The organism is Bacillus sp. SIMBA_031, assembly GCF_046535225.1.
GTDB lineage: Bacteria > Bacillota > Bacilli > Bacillales > Bacillaceae > Bacillus > Bacillus velezensis.
Map to the genome: position 1 here is coordinate 1 of NZ_JAWRXC010000514.1, position 250 is coordinate 250.

Sequence of the window (250 nt, forward strand, 5' to 3'; positions counted from 1 at the left end):
GGTGAAGACGAGCCCGAAGTCGAGTTCATCGGGCTTGCCTTCCCCAGCTGCGCTTACTTTTTTGCGTCGCCTTCGGCGTCGCCGGCAGGCCCGGCGCCTTCGACGTCAGTCGCATCGGGGTCGAACATGCCGCGGATAAACGCGCTCAGCACGCCGAGCTTTTCGAGCGGCAGCTTGTTCAGCACGTCTTCCGGCACGTCCGGCACTGCGCGGCGGATCGAAGCGATCATTTCCGCGAGTTGGATCTTCG

At 63.6% G+C, this 250-nt stretch carries 1 protein-coding gene; it reads right to left on the bottom strand.

Annotated features, from left to right (window positions below; genetic code table 11):
* Positions 1-53: 53 nt before the first annotated feature.
* On the bottom strand, positions 54-250 hold a 197-nt coding region (locus tag SB724_RS21205), incomplete at its 5' end, for a hypothetical protein (protein WP_410572976.1).